The 24965-nt window shown below is 27.2% G+C and carries 24 protein-coding genes; 15 read left to right on the top strand and 9 right to left on the bottom strand.

Translation table 11 applies throughout. The features are described 5' to 3' along the window. The first annotated feature begins 7 nt into the window (after positions 1 to 7). The 8 genes from AVBRAN12654_RS01650 to rimI all read left to right on the top strand — a co-directional run bounded on the left by AVBRAN12654_RS01650 (position 8) and on the right by rimI (position 8129). On the top strand, positions 8 to 2380 hold the full coding sequence (locus AVBRAN12654_RS01650; RefSeq protein WP_336609232.1) for a hybrid sensor histidine kinase/response regulator: 2373 nt from the start codon (positions 8 to 10) through the stop codon (positions 2378 to 2380). Positions 2381 to 2384: 4 nt separating this feature from the next. Next, positions 2385 to 2885 (top strand): chemotaxis protein CheW, encoded by a 501-nt coding sequence (locus AVBRAN12654_RS01655; RefSeq protein WP_214116625.1) that lies wholly within the window; start codon positions 2385 to 2387, stop codon positions 2883 to 2885. Next, positions 2885 to 3850 carry a transaldolase gene (locus AVBRAN12654_RS01660; RefSeq protein ID WP_336613814.1) on the top strand — a complete coding sequence of 322 codons (966 nt, stop codon included), beginning with the start codon at positions 2885 to 2887 and terminating at the stop codon, positions 3848 to 3850. The genes AVBRAN12654_RS01655 and AVBRAN12654_RS01660 overlap by 1 nt, the downstream gene beginning before the upstream one ends. Before the next feature lie 9 nt (positions 3851 to 3859). Next, positions 3860 to 5044, top strand: a complete 1185-nt coding sequence (locus AVBRAN12654_RS01665; RefSeq protein ID WP_214116621.1) for a type IV pilus twitching motility protein PilT — start codon at positions 3860 to 3862, stop codon at positions 5042 to 5044. A 59-nt stretch (positions 5045 to 5103) separates the two neighbouring features. Then, positions 5104 to 5640: a 50S ribosomal protein L25/general stress protein Ctc gene (locus tag AVBRAN12654_RS01670; RefSeq protein WP_214116615.1), complete on the top strand. Its 537-nt coding sequence runs from the start codon at positions 5104 to 5106 to the stop codon at positions 5638 to 5640. After that, positions 5637 to 6173 carry an aminoacyl-tRNA hydrolase gene (pth, locus tag AVBRAN12654_RS01675; RefSeq protein WP_214116613.1) on the top strand — a complete coding sequence of 179 codons (537 nt, stop codon included), beginning with the start codon at positions 5637 to 5639 and terminating at the stop codon, positions 6171 to 6173. The genes AVBRAN12654_RS01670 and pth overlap by 4 nt, the downstream gene beginning before the upstream one ends. Before the next feature lie 535 nt (positions 6174 to 6708). Beyond that, a complete protein-coding gene (locus AVBRAN12654_RS01680) occupies positions 6709 to 7692 on the top strand; it encodes a DUF2156 domain-containing protein (protein ID WP_336606890.1) in 984 nt (327 codons plus the stop codon). Then, positions 7689 to 8129, top strand: coding sequence for a ribosomal protein S18-alanine N-acetyltransferase (gene rimI, locus AVBRAN12654_RS01685; protein WP_214116611.1), 441 nt, complete (start codon positions 7689 to 7691; stop codon positions 8127 to 8129). The genes AVBRAN12654_RS01680 and rimI overlap by 4 nt, the downstream gene beginning before the upstream one ends. A gap of 9 nt (positions 8130 to 8138) precedes the next feature. Here rimI and AVBRAN12654_RS01690 read toward each other — a convergent pair whose 3' ends face one another. From AVBRAN12654_RS01690 to AVBRAN12654_RS01710, 5 genes are all read right to left on the bottom strand, one after another. After that, positions 8139 to 9368 carry a glutamate-5-semialdehyde dehydrogenase gene (locus tag AVBRAN12654_RS01690; RefSeq protein WP_336613815.1) on the bottom strand — a complete coding sequence of 410 codons (1230 nt, stop codon included), beginning with the start codon at positions 9366 to 9368 and terminating at the stop codon, positions 8139 to 8141. A 2-nt stretch (positions 9369 to 9370) separates the two neighbouring features. Further along, positions 9371 to 10171: a glutamate 5-kinase gene (proB, locus tag AVBRAN12654_RS01695; protein WP_214116606.1), complete on the bottom strand. Its 801-nt coding sequence runs from the start codon at positions 10169 to 10171 to the stop codon at positions 9371 to 9373. Between the two features lie 129 nt (positions 10172 to 10300). Further along, positions 10301 to 10957 (bottom strand): LutC/YkgG family protein, encoded by a 657-nt coding sequence (locus AVBRAN12654_RS01700; RefSeq protein ID WP_214150424.1) that lies wholly within the window; start codon positions 10955 to 10957, stop codon positions 10301 to 10303. Beyond that, the gene (locus AVBRAN12654_RS01705; RefSeq protein ID WP_239802751.1) at positions 10950 to 12380 is read right to left on the bottom strand and encodes a LutB/LldF family L-lactate oxidation iron-sulfur protein; all 1431 of its coding nucleotides are present in this window, start codon (positions 12378 to 12380) and stop codon (positions 10950 to 10952) included. The genes AVBRAN12654_RS01700 and AVBRAN12654_RS01705 overlap by 8 nt, the downstream gene beginning before the upstream one ends. Then, positions 12377 to 13114 carry a (Fe-S)-binding protein gene (locus AVBRAN12654_RS01710; protein WP_214116599.1) on the bottom strand — a complete coding sequence of 246 codons (738 nt, stop codon included), beginning with the start codon at positions 13112 to 13114 and terminating at the stop codon, positions 12377 to 12379. Before AVBRAN12654_RS01710 ends, AVBRAN12654_RS01705 begins: the two co-directional genes overlap by 4 nt. 63 nt (positions 13115 to 13177) lie before the next feature. Between AVBRAN12654_RS01710 and AVBRAN12654_RS01715 the strand changes: the two genes are divergently transcribed. From AVBRAN12654_RS01715 to AVBRAN12654_RS01730, 4 genes are read left to right on the top strand one after another with little or no spacing between them, the layout of a single operon-like run. Further along, complete coding sequence (locus AVBRAN12654_RS01715) at positions 13178 to 13687, top strand: rhomboid family intramembrane serine protease (protein WP_214116597.1); 510 nt, start codon at positions 13178 to 13180, stop codon at positions 13685 to 13687. Between the two features lies 1 nt (position 13688). Beyond that, a complete protein-coding gene (locus AVBRAN12654_RS01720) occupies positions 13689 to 14426 on the top strand; it encodes a hypothetical protein (RefSeq protein ID WP_214116595.1) in 738 nt (245 codons plus the stop codon). Between the two features lie 9 nt (positions 14427 to 14435). After that, positions 14436 to 15479: an NAD(P)-dependent alcohol dehydrogenase gene (locus AVBRAN12654_RS01725; protein WP_336613816.1), complete on the top strand. Its 1044-nt coding sequence runs from the start codon at positions 14436 to 14438 to the stop codon at positions 15477 to 15479. Further along, on the top strand, positions 15472 to 16737 hold the full coding sequence (locus AVBRAN12654_RS01730; RefSeq protein ID WP_336613817.1) for an MFS transporter: 1266 nt from the start codon (positions 15472 to 15474) through the stop codon (positions 16735 to 16737). Before AVBRAN12654_RS01725 ends, AVBRAN12654_RS01730 begins: the two co-directional genes overlap by 8 nt. Before the next feature lie 359 nt (positions 16738 to 17096). On the opposite strand, the gene ftsZ is transcribed toward AVBRAN12654_RS01730, so the two are convergent. From ftsZ to AVBRAN12654_RS01750, 4 genes are all read right to left on the bottom strand, one after another. After that, positions 17097 to 18281 (bottom strand): cell division protein FtsZ, encoded by a 1185-nt coding sequence (ftsZ, locus tag AVBRAN12654_RS01735; RefSeq protein ID WP_336613818.1) that lies wholly within the window; start codon positions 18279 to 18281, stop codon positions 17097 to 17099. Positions 18282 to 18284: 3 nt separating this feature from the next. Beyond that, a complete protein-coding gene (gene ftsA / locus AVBRAN12654_RS01740) occupies positions 18285 to 19703 on the bottom strand; it encodes a cell division protein FtsA (protein ID WP_336612258.1) in 1419 nt (472 codons plus the stop codon). Next, positions 19700 to 21175 (bottom strand): peptidylprolyl isomerase, encoded by a 1476-nt coding sequence (locus tag AVBRAN12654_RS01745; RefSeq protein ID WP_336613819.1) that lies wholly within the window; start codon positions 21173 to 21175, stop codon positions 19700 to 19702. Before AVBRAN12654_RS01745 ends, ftsA begins: the two co-directional genes overlap by 4 nt. A gap of 67 nt (positions 21176 to 21242) precedes the next feature. Then, positions 21243 to 21740, bottom strand: coding sequence for a hypothetical protein (locus AVBRAN12654_RS01750; RefSeq protein ID WP_214116582.1), 498 nt, complete (start codon positions 21738 to 21740; stop codon positions 21243 to 21245). A gap of 64 nt (positions 21741 to 21804) precedes the next feature. On the opposite strand from AVBRAN12654_RS01750, the gene rsmH reads away from it, so the two are divergent. From rsmH to AVBRAN12654_RS01765, 3 genes are read left to right on the top strand one after another with little or no spacing between them, the layout of a single operon-like run. Continuing rightward, positions 21805 to 22710, top strand: coding sequence for a 16S rRNA (cytosine(1402)-N(4))-methyltransferase RsmH (rsmH, locus tag AVBRAN12654_RS01755; protein ID WP_336613820.1), 906 nt, complete (start codon positions 21805 to 21807; stop codon positions 22708 to 22710). Then, on the top strand, positions 22710 to 23012 hold the full coding sequence (locus tag AVBRAN12654_RS01760; protein ID WP_214116578.1) for a hypothetical protein: 303 nt from the start codon (positions 22710 to 22712) through the stop codon (positions 23010 to 23012). Before rsmH ends, AVBRAN12654_RS01760 begins: the two co-directional genes overlap by 1 nt. After that, entirely contained in the window at positions 22999 to 24963 is a 1965-nt protein-coding gene (locus AVBRAN12654_RS01765; protein WP_214116576.1) for an FUSC family protein, read from the top strand. The genes AVBRAN12654_RS01760 and AVBRAN12654_RS01765 overlap by 14 nt, the downstream gene beginning before the upstream one ends. Positions 24964 to 24965 lie beyond the last annotated feature (2 nt).

Below are 24965 nucleotides of genomic sequence, written 5' to 3' on the forward strand. Positions count from 1 at the left end.
CGTAGATATGGAAGATATGCAAGAGATATTAGAAGACTTCTTAGTAGAAGCTTTTGAATTAATTGAACAAATAGATCACGATTTAGTTGAGCTTGAGAGTAATCCTGAAGATTTAGAATTGCTAAACCGCATTTTCCGTGTTGCTCACACTGTTAAAGGAAGTTCAAGCTTTTTAAACTTTGATGTTTTAACAAAACTAACTCATCATATGGAAGATGTTTTAAACAAAGCTCGTCACGGAGAATTGCTAATAACTCCTGATATTATGGATGTTGTGCTTGAATCAATTGATATGATGAAAGACTTATTACATTGTATTAAAGATAATGGCAATGATACAGCAATAAATATGGATATTAGCTCAATTTGTAGCCGTCTAACTGCAATTAGCGAAGGTAAAATTTTAAGCGAAGTTAAAGCTGAGCCAAAAAGTTTAGATGAGAAAATTGAAGAATTAATTGAAAAAGATTCAAATAGTAATGAAGAAGAAGTAGATGTAAATTCTTTAAGTGCTGATGAAGTAGAAGCTGAAATTGAAAGATTATTAAAACAAAGAAAAGCTGAAGATAAAGCAAGAAGAGAAGAGAAAAAACAACAAGAAGCAGTGGTAGAAACTAAAAAAGTTGAAAAAGTAGTTGAAACACCTGTTGAAAAACCAGTAGAAAAAATCTCTGAAAGAGCTAGTGAAAAACAAGATACAAAAGAAGCTAGAAATGCAAAACAAGCACCTGTAGCTGCTGATAAAGGCAATTCATCAAATATGGAGCAAACTATTAGGGTTGAAGTAAAAAGACTTGATAACCTAATGAACTTAATAGGCGAACTTGTATTGGGTAAAAATAGACTTTTAAAAATCTATGATGATGTTGAAGAAAGATATGAAGGCGAAAAATTCATAGAAGAATTAAATCAAGTTGTAAATCAATTAAGCGTAGTAACAACTGATATTCAACTAGCTGTAATGAAAACAAGAATGCAACCAATTGCAAAAGTATTTAACAAATTCCCAAGGGTTGTTAGAGATTTAAGCCGTGATTTAGGAAAACAAATTGAGCTTGAACTTGAAGGTGAAGAAACAGAACTTGATAAATCAATCGTAGAAGAAATAGGCGATCCTATTATGCATATGATTAGAAATTCTTGTGATCACGGAGTTGAATCAGCAGAAGATAGAATTGCAGCAGGCAAACCAGAAAGAGGAACGGTTCAGCTAAAAGCATACAATGAAGGAAATCACATAGTAATTGAAATAGCTGATGATGGTAAAGGACTTAATGCTGAAGTATTAAAAACTAAAGGTATTGAAAAAGGAATTATTAGCGAAAGAGAAGCTGATAATATGAGCGATAAAGAAGCTTATGGTCTTATATTTAAACCAGGATTTTCAACTGCTAAACAAGTAACAAATGTAAGTGGTCGTGGTGTTGGAATGGATGTTGTTAAAACAAACATTGATAAGCTAAATGGTATTATTGAAGTAGATAGCGAATTAGGAAAAGGAACGGTTATAAAACTAAAAATCCCATTAACACTAGCTATCATTCAATCACTACTTGTAAAAACTCAAGAAGAATTCTATGCAATTCCACTTGCTAGTGTTCTTGAAACGGTAAGAGTTGCTATTGATGATATTTATACAATTGAAGGTAAAAATGTTTTAAGACTTAGAGATGAAGTTTTATCACTTGTAAGACTTAGTGATTTATTTGGAGTAAAACAAGTACTTGAAAATAGCGAACAAGCTTATGTAGTTGTTGTCGGTGCAGCAGCTTCTAAACTTGGAATTATAGTAGATACTTTAATAGGTCAAGAAGAAGTTGTAATTAAATCTATGGGATATTATTTACAAAATATCACAGGAATTGCAGGCTCAACCATTCGTGGAGATGGTAATGTTACATTAATAGTTGATGTTGGTGCAATGATGGATATGGCAAAAGATGTTAAAGTAGATATTAAAGCAAGTAGCGAAAGTGGTGCTAAAGTTTCAAAAGAAAAACCAAGTGATTATGTAGTTTTAGCTGTTGATGATTCTCAAATTGATAGAGGAATTATGAAAAAAGCATTAGAACCACTTGGAATTAAAGTAATTGAAGCAAGCAATGGTGTAGAAGCTTTAAATATAGTAAAAAGCGGCGAGCATTCAATAGATGGAATGCTAATTGATATTGAAATGCCAAGAATGGATGGTTACACACTAGCAGCAGAAATTAGAAAATATGCAAAATATAGAAATCTACCACTAATTGCTGTTACAAGTAGAACTAGCAAGAGTGATAGACTAAGAGGCGTAGAAGTAGGAATGACTGAGTATATTACAAAGCCTTATTCTTATGAATATTTAGAAAATGTAGTAAGAAAGAATTTAAAATTAGGATAATGTAATGGAAAGATTAAATCAAGTTTTAAATAGACAACAAGAACAAGTTAAAGGTGCTTCTGGTAGAGATGTAAAAGAAGAACAAATTAGACAATTAGTAGGATTTATGATTGATGAAGAAGAGTATGCAATTCCAATTCTAAGCATACAAGAAATCATAAAACCTATTGAATACACTAGAGTTCCTAGCGTTCCTGATTATGTATTAGGAGTATTCAATATGCGTGGTAATGTAATTCCATTAATTGACCTTGCAAAGCGTTTTGGCTTGGGTAGTTCAAAACATACTCAACATACAAGATATATAGTTTTAAAAGGTGAAGAAGGAAATATCGGTTTTGTTATTGATAAATTAACAGAAGCTATCAAAATTAAAGAAAGCAATATTGACCAACCACCTGAAACTTTACTTAAAGAAAAAGGTATGATTGATGGAATTGGCAAGCAAGAAAATAGTATTTTAACTATATTAAAAGTTGAAGCTTTAATGAAAAGGGATTTTTAATGAGTGGATATAGCATTTGGTGTGATTTTATTGAAAATAGTTTTTTAGATAATGAATTTTTACAAATGCTAGCTAGTGGCACTATAAATGGTGCTACTAGTAATCCTAGTATATTTAAAAATGCAATTACTACTTCAGCATATTATAAAGAAAGAATTAAGCAATTAAATATAAAAAATAAAGAAGAATTATTTTTAACTCTAGCCTTAGAAGACATTAAAAAAGCAGCTATTAAAATGAGCCATTTATATGCAAAAGATAACAATAATGGTTTTATTAGTTTTGAAATAAATCCACTAAATAGCAATAATGCAGGTCTTAGTATTGCAGAAGGTTTAAAGATTGCTAATTTAATAAATATGCCAAATTTAATGATAAAAGTGCCGGCAACTAATGCAGGATATGAAGTTATGAATACATTGGCAAGTTATGGAATTAGCATAAATGCTACACTGATTTTTTCTTACGAACAAGCAAAAAAATGTAATGATGCAATAGCACAAGGTATGAAAAAATATAAAGCAAAAAATCCTAATGGAATAATTAATAAAGGTGTAGTTAGTATTTTTGTAAGCAGAGTTGATAGCTTATTAAATAATAGATTTAGCGTTAAAAACCAAATAGGAATTCAAAACGCAATTTATTCAGCATCTAAAGTAGATAGTGAAAATATAAGAGCTTTATTTGCAAGTACAGGAACAAAAAGTAATGATTTAAGTAAAGATTATTATTTAAAAGAACTAGAATTTAATAACACTATAAATACAGCTCCAATTAATGCTATAAATGCCTATAAACCTAGTAAAACTATAAAGAATTTAAATCAAGAAATAATTTCAAATTCAAAAGATTTTATATTCTCAACTATAAACGAAATTGAGTATAATGCCGCTTGCAAAAAACTTTTAGAAGATGGATTAATCCAATTTGAAAAAGCATATATAGATATTTTAGAAAGTCTTTAAAGGTTATTAATGGAAATAGATTTAGAAAATATTCGTTGGGAATTAAGAGATAATTTAGATGGTTGGTTAAATACCTTAATTGAAGTTGGTGGAAGTGATTTACACCTTAGCTCAAACCTAAATCCAAAAGGTAGAGTAAATGGAGAAATTAGCGAAATAGCACCTGATATTATATCAAGAGAAGATATGTTAGATTTATGTAAAGCCCTAACAAGGGGAGATTTTACAAGATTTGTAGATAATAAAAATATAGACTTCTCTTATGAGCCTAAAAATAAAGATAAATTTAAATACAAAGGCTCTTTTCGTGTGAATTTATTTTTTACAATGAATGGACCTAGTGCTGTTTTTAGAACAATCCCTGATACTATGCCAAGTTTTGAAGCATTAAAACTGCCAGAAGTTATTAAAGATATAACAACAACAGAAACAAGAGGATTAATATTAGTTACAGGACCAACTGGTAGTGGTAAAACGACTACACTTGCTTCAATCATTGAATATATTAATCAAAACTACCATAGACATATTATCACTATTGAAGACCCAATTGAATTTAAATATAAACCTGCAAAATCAATAGTAAATCAAAGAGCTATAGGACAAGATGCTTTAAGCTTTCAAGATGCACTAAGAGCAGCTTTAAGGGAAGACCCTGATATTATTCTAGTAGGTGAGATGAGAGATTTAGAAACCATTGAAGTAGCAATGCACGCAGCAGAAACAGGACACTTAGTTTTAAGCACACTTCACACAATTAATGCACAAGAAACATTAAATAGGGTTTTAGGAATGTTCCCTAAAGAAGAGCAAAACAGAATTAGAAGTTCATTTTCTGGAGTATTAAAGGCTGTTATTTCTCAAAGATTATGTAAAACCACAGATGGAAAAAGAACAGCTGCTATTGAAGTTTTAAGAGGAAATGAGCGTATAAAAAGACTTATTTTAGAAGGTAGAGAAAACTCAATAGGCGATGTATTAAAAGAAGGCACAATGAAAATGCAAAGTTTTGACCAACATTTGCTAATGCTATATAAATCAGGAAGAATTACAGAAGAAGAAGCGTATGATAAAGCAAGTAATGCAAATGACTTGAAAGTATTAATTGATGGTTATAAATTTGGAGAAGCTAAAAAATCATCATCTAATGTAAGCACTGGTTTTCAATTTAAACTTGCTTCTCAAGAAGAATGATATTTTTATTAAACTTTTTATAGTATTATTCACACTTATTTTTTTTGAAAGGACATTTTATGTTAGAAGGACAAATTAGACAGAGTATTGGTAGAAAGTCAGCTAAAGCTGCTAGACAAGATGGTATGCTAATTGCTAATATCTATGGCAAAGGCGTTGAAAATATCCATGCGGTATTTAAAACAAACGAATTTATTAAAGAAGTTCGTAAAAAAGACGGATTAATTTTCCCTGTTAGTGTTGATGGTAAAACTTATGAAGTTGTAATTGTTGATTATCAACACCATCCAGTAACTAGCGAAATTAAGCACGTTGATTTAAAAATAGCACTAAAAGGTGTTGAGAGCTTTTATATGGTTCCAGTAAAAGTTGTAGGAACTGCAAAAGGTCTTAAAAATAAAGGTGTATTAATTCAATCAAAACGCCGCTTAAAAGTAAAATGTAAAGCAGAAAATTTACCTAATTTCTTTGAATTAGATGTAACTGATTTAGATGTTGGTGATGCTTTATTAGTAAGAGATATTAAAGTTGCTGATAATGTAAAAATTATTGACGCTGGTCGTGTAGCTGTTGTTGGAGTTGAAAAAGCTAGATGATTTTAGTAGTAGGCTTAGGAAATCCTGGCGAGAAATATGCAAATACTCGCCACAACCTAGGCTTTATGTTAATTGATAAATTACTTAATTCTTCTTACACTAAACAAAGTTTAAACTGCAATGGAGAACTTTATAAAAAACAAAATATATTACTACTCAAACCACTAACCTATATGAATAATTCAGGAGAAAGTGTAAAGAAAGTCGTAGATTTTTATAAACCAGAAAGAATAATTGTATGCCACGATGAAATGGATATAAATTTTTCTAAGCTAAAAATTAAAAAAGGTGGAAGTTCTGGTGGTCATAATGGGTTAAAATCCATAGATAACTTTATAGGTAATGATTATGAAAGAATTAGATTAGGAATTGGAAAACCTGATTTAAAATATGAAGTTATTAATTATGTTCTTGATAATTTTAATGAAAATGAAAAAAAAGAATTAGAAAACTTCTTAAATTATTCAAAAGACGCTTTAGAATATCTTTTAGACAATGATATATTAAAGACTCAAAATAAATTTCATAATTAAACACTTTCAAATAATTAATAAAATCATTATTTTTAAATAATTAATAATACAAATATGTATTTAAATAGCCTAATATTTTAGTTATTGCAATTTTGCCAAGCTCATAAATAAATTACAATTTATAATAATCGTGGTATAGACTTAAAATAAATCATACTTAAAGCCTATTTTAAAATATTTATTTAAAAACAAAATTTTTCAAAATAAGATAAATTAAATTACAAATATAAAATTATTTATCAACTAACTCCATTAACAAAACACTCATTAAATATTTATAAATGTTTAAAAAGTTAATTTTATGAATTTAAAAATATACTTATATGATTAAATCACAACAAGAGAATTTATAAAAAACTTAACATATTCAAAATCTACATATATTTCTAAAAATATAAAAGTAAAAAATTAACAAATTCTCTAATTTGAACTATTTATAAAACACTTAGAAAATAATTAATTTAGCTAATTGATTATATCTAATAAGTTACTTTAATAACCTATAATCGCGACATTTTTTTAAAAAAGGATTAAAGTGGCAGAGATAAAACTACAAGGACATACACTAAAATCATTTGACTTAAAAACAAAACCAATTATGCAAGAATACTTAAAGGATTTTGATGTTAATGTCAGTGATTATTCATTTTGTGCGAACTATATTTGGCTTTCTAAAGCTAGTGGATTTTATTCAATAATCAATAATACATTTTGCTTATTTGTTATGAATGGTGGAGAATTATCTATGTTATTACCACCACTAGGAAAACCTCAAGATTGTTATGATAGCATACCAGAATGCTTTAAGATTATGAATGAAAACAATACTTCTACATATTACTCTAAAATTGAATATGTTTGTGATAACTTCTTAGAAGGATTTATTACCCATACAAATGAAGGTGAAGTTATGTTTAGCTCACTAGATAATTATATAATAGAAAAAAAATTAGCAGATTATATATATGTAAGCGATGATTTAATAGAGCTTAGGGGTAATGCTTATCACACTAAAAGAACCGAAATTAATAAATTTAAAAGAGTATATCCAAATTATTTTTTACAGACATTAGATTGTAAAAAACATAGCGATGATATAAAAATGCTTTTTGATAAATGGGTAAGCGATAGGATTAAATATGTTCCAAAAGCAGAAGTAGATGCGTTTTTAGATGGAATTTATCAAGAAAGATTAGCGATTAAAAAATGCTTACAAGATTACGAGACATTAGGACTAGATGGCTTAGTAATTTATATTGATGATGAATTAAAAGGCTTTACAATAGGTGAAAAAATATGTAGCGATACAGCAAGTGTATTGATTGAAAAAACTGATTTTGAAACTTTAGGTTGTGCTCAATTTATCTTTAGAGAATTTTCAAAAGTTTTAAAAGAAAAATATGATTGTAAATACATAAATGTGGGAGATGATATGGGCTTTGAAAACCTAAAAAAAGTTAAAATGTCGTATCGTCCAGAAAAAATCATACCAAAATACACAATATATCAAAAACTATGATTATAAAAGCTACTAAAACTCATTTAAAAGACCTTTTGCTAATTGAAGAAGAATGTTTTAAAAATGATTGTTTTAAGTTAAGTAAAAATAATTTCTTATATCACATAAAAAAAGAAAATATATTTATTTTTTTATGTGATAAAAAAGTAGCTGGATATATTATGAAGCTTACTTATAAAAATAGTATTAGAATATATTCTTTAGCGATAAAAGATGAATTTAAGGGTTTAAAAATAGGAACAAAATTATGCGAAGAACTAATTAATAATGCTAAAGTATTAAATAAAGAAAAGATATTTTTAGAAGTAAGAGTAAGCAATATAAATGCTATTAATTTATATAAAAAACTTCAATTTAAAGAAGAAAAAATCTTAAAAAATTATTATAGCAATGAAGATGGTATTAAAATGACGCTTATATTAAAGCCTAAAAATTAGGCTTTAAGTTTATTTTCTAATATGAGCATTTCCTATGATTTGATATTTTGTAGTTGTTAATTCATTTAATCCCATAGGACCTCTTGCGTGAAGTTTTTGAGTGCTTATTCCTATTTCAGCCGCATAGCCAAATTCCGCACCATCGCTAAATCTAGTGCTAGCATTTACATATAAAACTGCTGAATCAATCTCATCTAAGAACTTATTAATATTAGTATAATCTTGAGAAATTATCGCTTCTGAATGATTTGTGCTGTATTTTTGAATGTGAAGTATAGCTTCATTAATATCATCTACTATTTTAATAGCTAGTATTAAATCTTCAAATTCTTCTTCCCAATCACTATCATTTGCCTTTTTATAATTTTTTAAAAATTTCTCACACTTAGCACAAACCCTAAGCTCTACATTAGGCATTTTGCTTTCTAATAAAGGCAAAATTTCACTAGCTATATTTTTATTAATGAGTAAAGTCTCTACACTATTACATACCCCTGGTCTTTGCGTTTTAGCATTATTTATAATATTTATAGCATCATCTATTTTCGCATTATAATCAACATAAATATGACAATTCCCTACTCCTGTTTGTATGCAAGGAATTAGGCTATTATTTTTAACTTCATTAATCAAACTAGCACTACCCCTTGGAATTACAACATCTATATAATCATTCGCCCTTAAAAGCTCTTTTACTAAATCCCTGTTAGTATCACTTACAATCTGAACGAAATTCTCATCTAAATCAAATCTTTTTAATACCTTTTGAAAAATTGAAACTAAAAATAAATTAGTATTTAAAGCTTCCTTTCCACCCCTTAAAATCACTACATTAGAGCTCTTAAAACATAGTGCAAAAGCATCTACGCAAACATTAGGACGAGATTCAAAAATAATAGCAACCACTCCTAAAGGCACCTTAATTTGCTGCATTTTTAGACCATTTTCTAAAGTCTTTCCAAATACTACCCTACCCACTACATCATCAAGTAAAGCGACATTTCTTAAAGTGCTTATCATATTATTTATTCTATTTTCATTAAGTCTTAATCTATCTACAAAAGCACTTTTTAGATTTGAATTATCATTAATATCTTTAAGGTTTGCTTTTAATAAACCATCAATATTTGCAAGTATTTCATCAGCACAAGAATTTAAAACTTCTTTTTTAATACCTGAATTAAGCTTAGCTAATTTAGTCTTTGCATTTTTTGCATTCTTACATAAAATATCAATCATTTTTACTCCTTATCAAAAATAGTTCCTATATCAGCACCACTAATTAACTCGCTAATATTCATAGGATTAGAGCCATTTAAAATAGCCATTCTTACACCATTTTTAGCACAATTACTTGCAGCTTGTAATTTTGTCTTCATACCACCTATACTAAACTCACTACCTTTATCTCCGCCCATTTGCATAATCTCATCTGTGATTTTTTCTACATAAGAAATTCTTTTTGCATTAGGATTGTTCTTAGGATTTGCTGTATAAAATGCATCTATATCACTTAAGATTATTAACAAATCAGCCTTGATTAGACAAGCAACACTAGCTGAAAGGCTATCATTATCACTAAATTCAATCTCATAAGTTGAAATAGTATCATTAGCATTAATTATCGGGATAATTTCGTATTTTAATAAAGTATTTAAAGTGTTTTCAGTATTTTGTTTTCTTTGCTCTATTTCAAAATCATCTTTAGTTAGTAAAACTTGTGCTACAAATGAACTAAAATTAGCAAATGCGTTTTGATAAATATGCATAAGCTCTGCTTGACCTATTGCTGCTGCTGCTTGTTTTTCCATAGTAATTGTAGGTCTTTGCTTAAAGCCAAGTTTTTTTGAACCAACCCCAATCGCACCTGAAGTAACCAATACAACTTCTTTTCCTTGATTTTTCAAATCAGCTAAAACCCAAGCTAACTTATTAATTAATCCTAAGTTTAAATTACCATTCTCATAAGTTAGAGTTGATGTGCCAACTTTGATTACAATTCTTTTACTATCTTTTAAATTAATTTTTAAATTCTCATTCATATTTTCCCCTTATTTAGAAGAATATTAAATACTTTAAATTAATGCTTAAATATAAAAATTACAAATGAGAATTTAAAATGATTAGAATATAAAATAATAATATTTTACCCCTAATATTAGGGGTAAATTTTAGTAAAATATTATATGAACTTTTTGACTTCCATGAACTCCAAAAACGGTTACAAGCTCAATATCAGATGTTCTACTAGGACCTGCAATATATAAAATATTAGTAGGTAAAATCTCATTTTCAGCTTTTATTCTAGCAAGACCACTAGCAAGTGAAGGCTCAATTTTTGTTTTATCAAGTAGCATAATGCAAAGCATTGGAGCAAGGCTTAGCATTCTTGGTTGATTTGCACTTGATTTTACACAAGCAACCCCATGTGAGCTAATAGCAAATTCTACATCAATTACTGAAAAATCACTATGAAAAACTTCACTTCTTAATTCTTCTACGCTTTTATCAAAACAAACTTTTTTACTTGCATTTATTTTTTCTACATCAGCACTTAGGCTTTTTGGATAAATTAAAGATGAATATCCATAAGAGCTTGTGATTTTGTTTATTTCATCATAAACATTGTCTAAGCCACTAACTTCATGAACTTCAAATTTGTTTTCACTCATTTTAGTTTTAGTTTCTTCTAAAGGATTATCGCTTTGTTTTATATGCACACTTGGGTCTATACTTTTATCATTTAACTCGTGTCTTACACCACATTCAATTGCGTTTAAAATCTGATTTCTTGAGCGATTGCTTATCTCTTCAATTCTCTTATTCATAAGAAACTCCTTCTAAGTTTTCTAATTCTTTATAAATATTTCCTTTAAGTTCAGGTAAGTCTTTATAAGTAGCCCAATTTTTAAGCACAGGTAGGCTTGTTCCTAGACTTTGTAATAGCCAGTTAAACTTACTTGCGTTACCAATAGCAACTCTCCACATTTTTGGACTTGTAGCAATATCAGCAAACTTAGCAAATCCATAGCTTTCCATTGCACTATGCTCTAATTCATTTGCACCTAGTGGAGCATTGTCCCCAGCTTCACCTATCTTATCACGGCGTAATTTTCTAATCATACTATCAAGTGGGATTTTTACAGGGCAAACTTCAGAGCAACGACCACATAAAGAGCATAAGCTTAAAATATCTCCATGCTCTTTCATACCGAATAATTGCGGAGATATAACTTCTCCAATTGGACCAGGATAAACAGCATCATAACTATGACCGCCGATTTTATCATACACAGGACAAAAGTTCATACAAGCACCACATCTAATGCAGCGTAATGCTTCATAATAATCTTCGTTACTTAAAATATTTGTTCTATGGTTGTTAAATAATATTATATGCACTTCTTTAGGACCATCTAGCTCATCAGCTTTTCTAGGGCCTGTAATAATATTGTTATACGCAGGGATAAATTGTCCTGTAGCAGATGGAGTTAATAATGTATCAGTTGTAGCTGCATCAGTAAAACTCTCTACTATTTTTTCAATTCCACAAATTGCTACATGAATAGTTGGAGCAGTTGTGCACATTCTACCATTGCCTTCATTTTCAATCAGCCAAATAGCACCTTCGCTTGAAATTGCAAAATTTACCCCGCTAATTCCCATCTCTAAACCTTCAAATTCATTTCTTAGATGAGTTCTAGCAATTGCATTTAATTTTTCAGGCTCACTTTCTTTAGCTACGCCTAATTTTTCGCTAAATAACTCTCCTATTTCATAACGATTTTTATGAATTGCAGGAACAACTATATGAACAGGAGTTTCATTACCTAATTGTAAAATTAGCTCTCCTAAATCAGTTTCAATTGCATTTAAGCCTTTGTGTTCTAAATAGTGATTTAAGCCTATTTCTTCACTAGCCATTGATTTGCCTTTTAAGACTTTACTGATTTTCTTTTCCATCATTAGCTCATAAATTATCTCACAAGCATCTTCTTTAGTATTTGCAAAATGCACTTTCATTCCATTTTTTGTAGCATTTTTTTCAAATTCTAATACCCTATCTTTTAAGGTATATAAAGCATTATTTTTAGCTTTTTGTGCTTTTGTTCTAAGCCCTTGCCAATCTTGAAATTTTGCATTTATTAGATTTTTTCTTCTATCTTGTAAGGCGTGCATTGCAGAGCTTACATTTTCTCTCATTTGTTTATCAGCTAATTTAGTTTTAATTAATTCACTATGATTTTTCATATCTTTTCTCCTTGCATTCTAGCAGCTAAAAAGTCATATAAATGATAAGTTTTGATATCAAGACCCATTTTTGCAATAGTTCCACGAATGTTTAATAAACACCCACCATCAGCTGAAATTATAACCTTTGCTCCACTTTCAACTATATCATTTACTTTTGCAGTTGCCATAGCGTTTGAGATTTCAGGCTCTTTTACACTAAAAGTCCCACCAAATCCGCAACATTCTTCTTCATATTTAAGCTCAACTAATTCAACATTTTTAAGACTTCTTAATAAATTTTTAGAAGCTTCAATGCTTTTTTGCACTCTTAAAGCGTGGCAATTGCTATGCCAAGTAACCTTAATAGGCTCTCCTTTATCTTCTATCTTAAATCCGATTTGTTCTAAATATTGACTAAGCTCTATTACTTTTGAGCTAAATTTTTTAATTTTTTCATAATTTGCGTCATCTTTAAAAAGCTCAACATAATCATGGCTCATCATACCACCGCAACTTCCACTAGGAATTACTACAGGCAAATCTTCACTAAATAATTCGGCATTATATAAAGCTACTTTTTTAGTATCTTTAAAATATCCTGTGTTATAACTTGGCTGACCGCAACAGGTTTGATCTTTTTTAAAAATCACTTCAACTCCAGCACTTCTTAAAAGCTTAATAGAGTTTAAAATAGTATTCTGCATAGCAGCACTTGCTAGACAGGTCGCATAAAAATATACTTTTTTTTGCATTTTTAACCCTTTTTAATAAAATGATAATTTATTATATAACTTTAAAAATATTAAAGGGTTAAAATGGTTTTTTATGCGATTATTTTTTTAAATGTGTTGATTTATTTACTTGAATTTTTATTTGGTAAATCTGTATTTATAAATAACTTTGCACTTTATTATGGAAGTGATTTTTATACATTTTTTACCTACTCGTTTTTGCACGGAGATTTTGAGCATATTTTTATGAATATGGTAATGCTTTTTATGCTATCTCAAATTCTTAGATTTTTAAATATCAAACACTTACTAATTGTGTATTTTGTAGGTGCAATTATTTCATCTTTGGGGTATTATTATTTAATGATAAATATGGGATATTATAATTTCATTTTACTTGGAGCTAGTGGAGCTATTAGTGCTTTGATGGGTTATGCTGCAATTATTTTAAGACAAAATGGATTTTTAATAGCTATTGTAGTAACTAGTATAATTTCTGCTGTGATTTTTCAAAATATTGCTTGGCAGGCTCATATTTTTGGTGCTATTTTTGGCATAATCTATGCTTATGGAATTTATTTTTTAAGGAGATAGAATGAAAAATTTTTTAAAAGGTTTTAGCTTATGCTTTAGTTTATTTATATTCTTTATATTAGGATTAATATCTACTAAAATTTATGAGTATTTAATAAATAAAGATGAAATTGTTATTGAGCAAACAATAGAAGTAGAAAAAAGATTAAATTATGATTCTTATATTTCAAATCCAAAATTTACTATGACAAAACAACTTAGTATAAAAGAAAATCTAAATGAAAATGAAAAGAATGAAATAGAAGAGTTATTCTCTAAGGTATTAGAAAGAGTAAAAGAAAGTAATTTATGTGAAGGTGGAAGCTATATATTACAACCTAATATAGCCTATCAAGATGGAATGAATATTCCAAATGGTTATAAATTTGATTCTGCTTTAAGATGCGAGTTTAAAAAAGAGGAATATCAAAACTATAAGAATTTATTAAAAGATATAGATAACATACTAGCTAATAATGAGTATATTACAATTAATTCTCCTGCCTTAAATCTATCAGTTAGTAAAGAAGAAATAAGCATAATAAAACAAGAATTGTATGATGAAATATTTAAAAAAGCTATAAGTATAAAAGATAAATATTCTAATCTTACAAATAAAATTTGTGAAATAAAATCAATAAAACATTATGAATTAGCACAAAATCAAATATTAGGTGCTGATTATAAATACGATGATACACCAATAGAAAAAGATAGTGATTTTAAATTAAACGCTACTTTAGAATTAACTTGCAAATAAGGAAAAAATATGAGTGAAATTATAACTAAAGGCTTTGCAGCTTATGATGAAAGTGCTAATTTTAAGCCAATTACTTTTAAAAGAAGTGCTTTAAGAGATGATGAGATATTGATTAAAACTATGTATTGTGGGATTTGCCATAGTGATATTCACGCTGCTAAAAATGAATGGAAAGCTACAAAATATCCTATAGTTCCAGGTCATGAAATAGTTGGCTTAGTAGTTGAAATCGGTAAAAATGTAAAAGAATTTGAAATAGGAAATTACGCAGGAATTGGTTGTTTGATTAATTCTTGTGGTGAATGTGATGCTTGTTTAAACTCAAATGAGCAATTTTGTCAAAAAGGTGCTGTTTGGACTTATAATAGCGTTGATTATTTTAATAATTCAGAAATTACTAAAGGCGGATATTCAAATTATATAAAAGTTCATAAAAACTATGCAATTAAAGTTCCTAATAATGCTCCACTAAAACTAATTGCTCCACTTTTTTGTGCTGGAATTACTACTTATTCTCCACTTAAATTCTCTAAAGTTAGTAAAGGTATGGATGTAGCAATCGCAGGATTTGGAGGCTTGGGTGTAATGGCTTTTAAATACGCAAAAGCAATGGGTGCAAATGTTAGTGTAATAGCTAGAAACGATACTAAAAAAGAAGCAGCCATTAAACTTGGAGCAAGTAATTATTATAATGATATTAATAAGGTTGATAAAAAATTTGATGTAATAATTAGCACAATTCCAAGTAAATACGATGTCTTAGCGTATGCAAGAACTTTAAAATACGGCGGAGAAATGGCAATCGTTGGCTTACCACCAATAAACGAGCAAGTATCAATTAATCTAAATGCCTTAATTAGAGTAAGTCATAAGAAAATTTATGGCTCATTAATAGGTGGCATTAAAGAAACTAAAGAAATGCTTGAATTTTCATTAAAACACTCAATTTATCCAGAGGTTAAAATCATAAAACCTGATGAAATTAATAAAGCTTATGATGATTTATTGAATAATTCAAATTCTTTTAGATATGTAATTGATTTTAATGAATAAAAATCTAATTTTAAGCCTAATATCTTTAGGCTTAATATCATTTTTAAGCGTATTAATTGAAACTTCTTTAAATGTTACTTTTGCTTATTTAATACAAACTTTTAATATTGATATTAATAAAGCTTCTTTACTTACTTCTATGTTTTTACTAGCAATCACACTTACAATGCCACTAAGCTCATATTTAGTAAATCAAATAAATACTAAAAAACTTTTTATTTTTACTAATTTATTATTTTTAATAAGCCTAATAATTTGCTCAAGTGCAGGTGAGTTTTATATTTTAGTTTTTGCTAGATTTTTACAAGGAATTGCTGCAGGTATTGCTCTACCACTTATGTTTAATATGATAATTTATAAAGCTAGTGAAAAATACTTCGGATTTTTGATGGGATTTTGTATATTTTTAGTAGCGACTGCACCTGGTTTTGGGCCAATTTATGGTGGATTTATTATGAAATATTTTAAGTTTAAAGATATTTTTATATTTTTAATACCTTTTTTGGTTTTTGCCTTTGTTTTAGGAATTAAAAATATTCCAAATCTTGGAACAAAATATAAATTAGACTTAAAAGAATATATATTAATTGTATTGCTAGTAATTAGTGTTGCTATAAGTATTAAATATATTTATATTTTATTTTTTAGTATTTTAATTATTTTTATGCTAAATAAAAGCAAAATTATTGCAAGTGCTAAGAATTTGCAATTTTTCTCATCTACTTTAATTGTATTTTTAATGCAATTTTTTGCTTTAAGCTACTCATTAATACTACCGAATTATTTAATTATGAATAAAAATTATGATAATTTTGAAGCTAGTAAAGTAATGCTTTTAGGCTCATTAATTGCTGCTATTTTATCTCCAATAAGCGGATATTTAAGCGATAAATTTGGCTCTTTTAAATTAAGTTTGCTAGGTATTTTTATCATAATAATTGCAAATATTTTATTATTAAATATTGAAGAAAAAACCTTATTAAATCTTTCAATATGTTATTTAATTTATGCTTTCGCACAAGGCTTATCTATGAGTGCTTTAATTTCTTACTCTATAAAAATTTCTAAAGATAAAACAAATGCAAATAATTATATAAATACTTTTCAACAAAGTTTTGGAAGCTATGCTGTGATGATAATATCTATAATTTTTAATAATAATTACGAAATTGGCTTTTTAAATTCTATAAAATTAATACTATTTTTAGCATTTTTACAATTAATCTTAATTTATTTTGCTTTTAGAAAAAAAATCTAGCAATGGGTTTTTAATCATTGCTAGATTTTTTATTATATAAACTTATGTAAAGAATGTAAGTGATATAAAATAAGTTGAAAGCTTTATGTGCTCGTTATTTAAGCTTGATTTTTGTAAAATGTAAGTGCTTTACAAAGTGTATAAAATAAGAGTTTTTGCTTTACATTTTATAAAATACTTTCAAAAAACCTTTACAACATACTTTACAAAATCTTTATAAAAGCCCATTAAATCGGCTTTGAAATACTTTTAAAATCTTTTTAAATAAATATATGCAAAAAATATTGTGGGGACATTTGGGAGACATTTTGTCCCCCATAAATAAAATTGTAGCAATATTTTGAGCTACATTTTTTATATTAATCTTGACCATTTCTAACGAATGCAGGTTCGTTAAAATCTCTAGTTTTATAATCTACTTTTATTGTTCCGCCACTTACTTTTTGCATTTCAGGTTGAACTATTTTATAACTTAACTCTTCTTCACGCTTTTTGTGCTCTTGCTCAATTTTAGCTTTTTGTGCTCTTGTTTCATCAAAACCTGTAGCTATAATAGTAACTTCAACAGCATCAGCTGGCAAGCTAGTATCTAATACATGTCCGCAGAATACATTTAAATCTTCGTTACTAGAATTTGAAATCTCTTCCATTGTCTCAACAAGTTGGAAGAAAGGAATATTTTCACCATAGCTAAAAAATACTATCATAGCTTTAGCATCTTGTAGATTAGTTGTATAATTTTCTAATAATGGAGAATCAATTGCATTTGCATACGCTTCTTTAATAGCATTTTCACCTTCAGCTCTTCCCATTCCCATAAGTGCTGTTCCACGATGGCTCATAACAGAAGTAACATCTGCAAAATCTATATTAGTATCAGCTTCAATTAATAACATTTTAATTATGCCGGTTACAGCATTTACTAAAACATCATTAGCAAATTTGTTAGCTTCTCTAGTATTTAAAGTTTTTGGAACTACTAATTTTAACTTATCATTTTGGATTAATATAACGCAATCGCTTTCTTTTTTTAGCTCTTCTAATCCTTTTTCAGCAGCTTTAATTCTAGCTTTTTCATAACTAAATGGGAATGTAGCAACAGAAACAACAAGTATGCCTAAAGATTTTGCAATTTTAGCAATAACTGGACCTGCACCAGTGCCAGTTCCACCACCTAGACCTTCAGCGATAAATAATAATTCTGTTCCTGCTAAGCGTTCTTTAATTTCATCTTCAACTTCTTCAGCTGAAATTCTACCTATTTCAGGATTTGCACCAGCTCCACGACCATTTGTCTTCTTTGGTCCTAATTGTATTTTAATGTTTGCTTTTGACCTATTTATATCTTGAATATCAGTATTTGCAATCATAATATCTACATTAGAAATATCAACTTTTAAAGAACTAGCACAAGTTTCTACAATATGATTTATCATATTTCCACCTGCTCCACCAACACCAATTACTTTTATCTTAACGCCGCAATCCATTTCACTCTCCATTACTTTAAAATCTATATTATCACCTAAAATATCAAAATCCATTTCTTAAAATATCCTTTCTATATAAGCACAAACTTTCTTCCAAGATTTAGCAAAAACGCCTTCAGATTTTTCTTCGTTAGAACTAATCTTTAATGACTCTAATACTTCATCTTTGTCATTTTTTTCAACCTTAAGCAATTTTTGTTCCTTAACATCTATATTTGTGTAATAAGAAGTATTGTTTTTAGTTTCTATTTCTTTATCTACCGAAAAATCTATGATTTTTTCTAATTCTGTGGTTTTTTGTCTAGTTAATAAAACACCACTAGAATTAAGCTCATATTTAGTATGAAAACCACAAGAATACATACATAGGCCTAATAAACATGTATATTCAGGCATAGTAAAAATCTCATTATCTCCATAAAATACGCTATTTTTTTCTATAACGGTTCTTACGGCTTTATTGTTAAATTTAGGAGTTGCTCTTTCAGCCATATTGTCTATTTTGAAACAACCTCCAGTTAAAACTACTCTTGAGAAAAATTTCTCATAAGGACTATCATCTATGCTAGCATATATACATTCAAGCATTTCTGTAAGTCTCATATTTACACACTTTGAAACTGATTCAACAGATACTCTATCAAGAGTTTGAGAACCGGTTTTGTAATATTCTACATGAGTGCTATTTTCTTCATCTTTAAATAAAGAAAATTGTAATTTAATCTTATCTGCAACCTCATTGCTAGCGGTAAGATATTTAGCAATATCGCTTGTAATATGCCAAGAACCAAAAGGAAAATAATACATCCATATAATTGAATTATAAGCATATATTGCAATATCACATACTTGCGAACCACAATCAATGATAGCAACACCATTTTCTCTTTCATCGTTATTTAAACAATAAATTGAATTAGCATATATAGAAGATACTAAAACATAGTTTTTTATATCAGCATTTGATAATATTTGCTTTATATTTTCATAATCATTTTTATTCATAGTAATAATATTAGCTTCCAACCTAAAGCTTGAAGCCATCATACCAAGTGGATCTTCAATATTATCAGTATTATTCGCTCTAAATCTATAAGGCAGTATATGAATTGGAATTTGATCGCTATGAATATCTGCAGATGTTCTAGCAGCATTAATTGCTTTTTCTATATCCTTAATCGTAATTGCCGAGCCATTAGCATCTAGCCTTATGTCAGCATATCCAGTTACAGAATTTGTATAAGCTCCACTAACAGAAACAGCAATTTTATCTATATTAATACTTAAATTTTCCTTAACCTTATTTACTGCTTTTTTAATGGAATTACTTGCGTCATTAATGCTTGTAATTTTTCCAGATTTAATTCCGTAAGTTTGTGTATTAGCAACACTAACTACTTTGATACCTTCCCCATCAAAACTAACAATAGCTACTTTTATTAAACTAGAACCAAGATCAATAGCTAAAATATTCAAAATTCACTACCTTTATAATAATTTTTAATTTCATAACGCTTATCTAATTCTTTTATTAAATCATCAAGCATAAGAGTAAAATTAATATTTTTCAACTCATTACTTAAATCAGTATTATTCTTTTCACTTGTATTATCAACTAATTTTTGAGAAAGTATTTCATATACTAATACTTTATCATTTAAAAGCACATAAGATTTTTTAGTATTTTTTAAAAATAACTCGCTCACAAATGTAAAAAATTCTGTATCCGTTAAATCGGTATTATTTTTAGAAACTTTAGATATAAAACCTATATTTTTGCCATTAATTTTATCTTTTTTTAATTCTTCTTCACCTGTATTTGACAATAATTCTTTAAATTTTAATTCTCTTAAATCTTCTTCTACCATCATTTTAGCTTTTTCAAATTCTAAAGCAGTTGGCTGATTTATTTTATCAAGTCTTACTATGTAATATTTATTATCCATAATAAAAGGCTTACTCATTTCACCTACTTTTAAATCTTTATTTTGTAAAACTAATTCAGAATAAGCATTTTGATTTGTAGTTGATTGGAATTTAATTTCATTATTTTTTAACTTAATGTAATCAAGTTTAGCTTCTTTTTCTAACAAACTTAAAGCAAAATCTATCTTAACATCATTTATTGCTAGTTCATATTCTTTAATTTTGCCTTCTTCATCTTTATAATTAAATTTATTATTTTCCCAATAAGCTTTCATATCACTTTCAATTAAATTGTCTAAATTAGGATTTAATGTATATACAGAATAATCATATGATAGTTCAGTTTTATATTCATCTTTATGTTCTTGCCAATAAGACTTTAATTCATCTTCGCTTAATTTGATTTTATCTTCTTCTTTAGACAAATCTATAGTTTTTAAATTTATCTCATCTTGCATATTTAAACTAGCATTTGCGATTTCTAATTCTTCTTTATTTGCTGGAACTGCTAGTAATTTTAATAATTTAGAAATTTCTAATTTATTTTTAATTTGATTAGCAAAATCTGCTTCACTCATTCTTAAATTTTTCAAATATGTTAAATATTTACTTTTATCAAATGTTTTATCTTCTTCACTTTTATTAAATAACTCATAGCTAGCTATTGTTTTTACAACTTCTTCTTCACTAGCATAAAATCCCAAATCATAAGCATAATTTAATAATAATTTTTCTCTTATTAATTCCACTAATGCTTGTTTATCCAGTCCTAATTTTAACGCTTGTTCTTCTGTTAATTCACCATTAGATAATTGATTTTGAATATAAAATAATTCGCTATATTTATCATTAAATTCTTTATGTGTTACGCCTAAATTTCCTACTTTTGCTACATATTTGCTTCTTGAACTATTTAAATCTACACTACCCCAACCAACAGTTCCTGCACCAACAAATGCTATAACGCTAATCCAAATTGTAACAACTAAATATTTTTTATGACGCTGCATCCAAGTAATCATTATTTATCCTAATTTCAAGTGTTTTTAAAGAAAAATCCTATCTTATAAGCATTAACAAAGATTTAATTTATAAAGAAATTTTAGCCTGCAAATCTATATCAAAAATTTTAGAAAATAAACCATTAAAATCTCTATCAAAAATCAATAATCCAAAATTCTTTATCATTAAAAAATTAGATTTATTTTTTCTTAATTTATCTATTAAAACATTCATATCTTGCAAAATTAATTCATTTTCTATAAAAATATTTTGATTTTGATATTTCAAACTTGAACCATTGCATATTTTCATTATATCTTTAGTGCAAACTACGGCTATCACTTTAGCTTGTGAAAAAGAATTATATATTTTTGAATGTAATTTTACATATTTACAAGCATCATATTGCTTATAATTTTCATTTAATAATAATTTAATAAAGAATGAATTATCATCATTAAATATTGTATTTTTGTTTATTAAAAACGCATTATCTTCAAATCTTGAAGATATAGAACCATTAAGTCCATATATAAAGTCTTTTTCATACATTATTTTTGCGTATTTTTTGATTTCAGCAAACATTATTATATCCTTGTTAAAAAGTTTTATTTATTATATATACAATATTAAATTACAAGGTAAGCATTTGCAAATTCATATTCCCGTTTTAAAAGATGAAGTAGTTAAATTATTTAAAGATTTAGATAATGGTTATTATCTTGACGCAACTTTGGGCTATGCAGGACACGCTAGTGCTATATTAAAAAATAATAATAAACTAAATCTAATAGCGTGCGACCAAGATATAGAAGCCATCAATTATTCTAAAGAAAAATTAAAAGAATTTAATGTAGATATTCAAATTTATAAAACAAATTATGAAAATATATTTTCTTTCATTAATAACAAAAATGAAATTAAAGGTGTATTAGCAGATATTGGAGTATCTAGTTTGCAATTAGATAAAGATGATAGGGGTTTTTCTTTTGATTCTAATGAATTAGATATGAGAATGGATAAAAATAAAGATTTTGATGCAAAAACTCTAATTAATACCTATACTAGCAAGCAACTAAGTGAAATTTTTAAAAATTACGCAGAATTACCAGAAAAACTAGCTTCTGATATAGCTTCAAATATTATCAAAAATAGACCTATTAACTCTTGCAAAGAACTTAGTAAAATAATAGGAAATGCAAAGTTAAACAATCGTAGTGTAAGCCTAAAAACTTTAATATTTCAAGCAATTAGAATTGAAGTAAATGATGAATTAGGAGTGCTTAAAAGATTTTTAGAGCAACTGAAAGAATTTAAAAATTGTCTAATTTGTATAATTACTTTTCATTCTTTAGAAGATAAAATAGTAAAAGACACTTTTAAAAAATGGGCAAATAATTGCATTTGTGATGAATTTGCAATTAGATGTGAATGTGGTAATAACCATTCCTTAGGAAAAATTATTACTAAAAAACCAATTGAACCTAGCAAAGAAGAAATAAAATATAATTCTAGGTCAAGTTGTGCAAAACTTAGAGCGTTTTATTTAAAATAATGAAAAACATAAGAACAAGTACAGAAGAAAAAGAAGAATTACTAATAAATAAATACCAAGATTATTCTATTTTAGGTTTTAACAAAAGGCTAATATTATTATTTTTTATAATAATGATTATATCAATTAGCTTAGTTTGGGTTAGACTTCAACTCTATGAATCAAGTAAAGTTTATGCTCAATTAAAAGATAAAAGAGAAGTATTAAGCGAAGAAAATAAAGAGCTTAAAAGAAAAATAGAAGCTTTACAATTTAAAAATAAAATTACAAATTATTTTGAAGTGCAATATGGAACTAAATAAACAATATTTTATTAATTCGTATCAAAAATTAAAAGTGTATTTTCATAAATACGACCCTAGTAATTTTTCATTACTATACGCTATGAAAGCTTGCGTTGGACTTGCTATTTGCTTAATCATAAGCTATTTTACAATTCACGAAAACTATACTATTTTTAGTGTTTTATCTTGTGTTTTTATATTTTATATGAACAATCTTAATTCGGTAGGAACTAAGAAAATATTATATTTGCTAGCTTTTACTTTTTTTGGTTGTTTTTTTGCTCTAGTAGTTCCTTATTTAATCAAACTTGATTTTTTTATGGCAATTCCTAGTTTTATTTGGATTTTCGCTGTTATTTTTGCAGGTGCAATTTCACAAGACGCACTAAAAGTTGGCATATATGCAACCTTACTTGTTATGGCTATGTTAATTAGTGCTAGTCTAAATAATTTTGATTCTTTAGAAGTATTTTATGCGACATTAATTGGCTCTTGCGTAGCAACTATTTTTAGAACTTTTGCATTTTATACTTATGGTGGATTTACTAGAAGAAGTTTTATAATGCTTTTAAATGATTTGATTTATATGAGTGAAAATATGACAAATAGCAAATATGAAATGTGGCAAAATTTATTCGTAACAAGGATTAATGAATTTAAAAGACTTTTTGAAAGTAAATCAGTAAATATAAAAGACTCAAGCCTTATAAGACATCAAGAAATGGCTATGTTTTATTTACTAAAGTGTGAAGAAATAGCACTTGCTTTATTTTCGTTAAGGACATTTTTTAAACAAAATTCAAAAAACGCTCACATAAAAAATATTCAAAATGAAATTATTTTTAATCTTGAAGAATTAAAAAAGATATTTAAAGATGAAAAAGTCAATCTCAAATCATTTTGTCTTGATAGATTAAAACAATTAAATACATTACCAATATTATGTACCTTAGTAGAAGTTCTTTATTACAAGCTTGAATTATTTAAGCAAGGTGGAGCAAAACAATTAACATTAAAACCAAAAGATAAAAAAATCACAATTAAAACTATTTTAGAAAAGTTTCATTTTGATAATAAGTATTTTAAATTCTCAATAAAAGTTGCATTAGCAACTTCGTTTTCATTATTTTTAGCATTATTTTTCAAAATTGACCACGGAATTTGGATAGCGATGGGTGTTTTTACAATGTTTAAAGAAACTATCAATTCAACTACAATTAATAATAAAGAAACCATTTATGCAGCACTCATAGGCTTTGCATTAGGACTTTTAATTATTTTTTCAATACATTCAAAATTAATTTTTGTAGTGCTATTTTTATCATATTTTGCTTGTATATATTTTAAGCATTTTCCATATTTTATAGCAACTATTTTTATTATGCTAAATCTTGCTATTTTATTTGCGAGTTTAGGACTTGATTATGAAAGATTACTTGTATATAGATTGATTGATTTTATTGTAGCATTTTTTATAGTTTATACCTTTTCGTATCTTTGGCCTAGCAAAAGTGAAGATGATATAAAACCTACTTTAAAAGACGCAATAAATAATCTTAAAAACTTCTTAAGTGCTGTTATTAAAAAAGAAGATTATTTAAATTATGAAAATAAAATTTTATTAAATATTAAAAGCCTTAAAAACCTTTTATACGAAAGCAGAAACAAACATAATAAAATTGAACAAATTAGACTACTAGAAGCAGTTTTGGAAATGAATAACTTATGCATATCATTAAATGAGTATTTATATTCAAAATATAATAAAATTCAATTAAAAGAACAATCAGATATTGGAATTTTAATCACTAGATTTAAAATGATGGAAAATATAAGCAATGACTTGCCTTATTATTTTTATGATGAAATAGATGATAAAATTCTAACAAACGATGAGAGAATTAAGTATTTTATAAACCAAATCTCAAAACGCCAAGATATAGTATATAAATACCTAATTGATAACTAAAA

Source organism: Campylobacter sp. RM12654 (assembly GCF_020137585.1).
GTDB lineage: Bacteria > Campylobacterota > Campylobacteria > Campylobacterales > Campylobacteraceae > Campylobacter_E.

What these genes read in the sequence shown, in the direction of transcription:
- AVBRAN12654_RS01650 (WP_336609232.1), top strand. Translation starts at nt 8, where the DNA reads ATGGAAGATATGCAAGAGATATTAGAAGACTTCTTAGTAGAAGCTTTT.
- AVBRAN12654_RS01655 (WP_214116625.1), top strand. Translation starts at nt 2,385, where the DNA reads ATGGAAAGATTAAATCAAGTTTTAAATAGACAACAAGAACAAGTTAAA.
- AVBRAN12654_RS01660 (WP_336613814.1), top strand. Translation starts at nt 2,885, where the DNA reads ATGAGTGGATATAGCATTTGGTGTGATTTTATTGAAAATAGTTTTTTA.
- AVBRAN12654_RS01665 (WP_214116621.1), top strand. Translation starts at nt 3,860, where the DNA reads ATGGAAATAGATTTAGAAAATATTCGTTGGGAATTAAGAGATAATTTA.
- AVBRAN12654_RS01670 (WP_214116615.1), top strand. Translation starts at nt 5,104, where the DNA reads ATGTTAGAAGGACAAATTAGACAGAGTATTGGTAGAAAGTCAGCTAAA.
- pth (WP_214116613.1), top strand. Translation starts at nt 5,637, where the DNA reads ATGATTTTAGTAGTAGGCTTAGGAAATCCTGGCGAGAAATATGCAAAT.
- rimI (WP_214116611.1), top strand. Translation starts at nt 7,689, where the DNA reads ATGATTATAAAAGCTACTAAAACTCATTTAAAAGACCTTTTGCTAATT.
- AVBRAN12654_RS01690 (WP_336613815.1), bottom strand. Translation starts at nt 9,368, where the DNA reads ATGATTGATATTTTATGTAAGAATGCAAAAAATGCAAAGACTAAATTA.
- proB (WP_214116606.1), bottom strand. Translation starts at nt 10,171, where the DNA reads ATGAATGAGAATTTAAAAATTAATTTAAAAGATAGTAAAAGAATTGTA.
- AVBRAN12654_RS01700 (WP_214150424.1), bottom strand. Translation starts at nt 10,957, where the DNA reads ATGAATAAGAGAATTGAAGAGATAAGCAATCGCTCAAGAAATCAGATT.
- AVBRAN12654_RS01705 (WP_239802751.1), bottom strand. Translation starts at nt 12,380, where the DNA reads ATGAAAAATCATAGTGAATTAATTAAAACTAAATTAGCTGATAAACAA.
- AVBRAN12654_RS01710 (WP_214116599.1), bottom strand. Translation starts at nt 13,114, where the DNA reads ATGCAAAAAAAAGTATATTTTTATGCGACCTGTCTAGCAAGTGCTGCT.
- AVBRAN12654_RS01715 (WP_214116597.1), top strand. Translation starts at nt 13,178, where the DNA reads ATGGTTTTTTATGCGATTATTTTTTTAAATGTGTTGATTTATTTACTT.
- AVBRAN12654_RS01720 (WP_214116595.1), top strand. Translation starts at nt 13,689, where the DNA reads ATGAAAAATTTTTTAAAAGGTTTTAGCTTATGCTTTAGTTTATTTATA.
- AVBRAN12654_RS01725 (WP_336613816.1), top strand. Translation starts at nt 14,436, where the DNA reads ATGAGTGAAATTATAACTAAAGGCTTTGCAGCTTATGATGAAAGTGCT.
- AVBRAN12654_RS01730 (WP_336613817.1), top strand. Translation starts at nt 15,472, where the DNA reads ATGAATAAAAATCTAATTTTAAGCCTAATATCTTTAGGCTTAATATCA.
- ftsZ (WP_336613818.1), bottom strand. Translation starts at nt 18,281, where the DNA reads ATGGATTTTGATATTTTAGGTGATAATATAGATTTTAAAGTAATGGAG.
- AVBRAN12654_RS01745 (WP_336613819.1), bottom strand. Translation starts at nt 21,175, where the DNA reads ATGATTACTTGGATGCAGCGTCATAAAAAATATTTAGTTGTTACAATT.
- AVBRAN12654_RS01750 (WP_214116582.1), bottom strand. Translation starts at nt 21,740, where the DNA reads ATGTTTGCTGAAATCAAAAAATACGCAAAAATAATGTATGAAAAAGAC.
- AVBRAN12654_RS01760 (WP_214116578.1), top strand. Translation starts at nt 22,710, where the DNA reads ATGAAAAACATAAGAACAAGTACAGAAGAAAAAGAAGAATTACTAATA.
- AVBRAN12654_RS01765 (WP_214116576.1), top strand. Translation starts at nt 22,999, where the DNA reads ATGGAACTAAATAAACAATATTTTATTAATTCGTATCAAAAATTAAAA.